This is a genomic window from Dietzia sp. UBA5065 (genome assembly GCA_002415925.1).
GTDB lineage: Bacteria > Actinomycetota > Actinomycetes > Mycobacteriales > Mycobacteriaceae > Dietzia.
In genome coordinates this window covers 898-1,198 of the sequence record DIAZ01000116.1, presented here as the reverse complement: position 1 = coordinate 1,198, position 301 = coordinate 898, and the positions used below count along the sequence as shown (strand labels likewise).

Annotated in this window: 1 pseudogene; it reads left to right on the top strand. The window is 74.8% G+C overall.

What is annotated here, in order from left to right:
- Positions 1-301, top strand: a pseudogene (locus B4M60_RS08990) (hypothetical protein); the annotation flags it as partial.

The window sequence follows — 301 nt, the reverse complement described above, 5'->3', positions numbered from 1 at the left end:
GGATCCTGCTCGCCGACAGCGACGGCGTCACCGACATCGCGCCCGACGACCTCGCCACCTCCGGCCCCGACCCCTTCACAGACCTCGAGGGGATCTGGCTGGAGCACCTCAACGACCCGCGCTGCGGGGTGGTGCCGCGCCTCGCCCTCCGGGTGTGTCGGTGCCTGCCCGCCGAGCGACCCCTGCTGGTGGGGATCGACCGCGCGGGCGTGGACCTGGAGTACGAGGGCCGCGACGACCGCACCCACCTCAGGCGGCTGCCGTTCGCCGAGGCGTGCGTGACCGTCGCCGACCTGGGGCG